Origin of the sequence: Cobetia sp. SIMBA_158, assembly GCF_046566945.1 — a bacterium.
In the GTDB taxonomy this organism is placed as follows: Bacteria; Pseudomonadota; Gammaproteobacteria; order Pseudomonadales; family Halomonadaceae; genus Cobetia; species Cobetia amphilecti.
In genome coordinates, this window is record NZ_JAWJYL010000305.1 from 1 (window position 1) to 276 (window position 276).

General features: G+C 42.4%; 1 protein-coding gene. It reads left to right on the top strand.

The features are described 5' to 3' along the window. Positions 1–53: 53 nt before the first annotated feature. Positions 54–276 (top strand): ribonuclease III domain-containing protein (locus tag R2R70_RS20075; protein ID WP_410978910.1); only part of this gene is annotated, 223 nt, incomplete at its 3' end.

Genomic DNA, 276 nt, shown 5'->3' on the forward strand with positions numbered 1-276 from the left:
GGATGGGTTCCAACTGGTGTTCGCTTTGAACGCCTAGGTAATATTCAGTAACAATGAAAAAAAATGTAACAGAGTTATACAACAAAATCGGCTACGAGTTTTCTGATCAAGGTTTACTTGAACAGGCAATGACGCACCGCAGTCACAAAGGTCAGCATAACGAGCGCTTGGAGTTTTTAGGCGACTCAATTTTGAGTTTTGTTATTGCTAATGCACTTTATGCCAAATTCCCTAAAGCACGTGAAGGCGACTTAAGCCGCATGCGTTCAACACTGG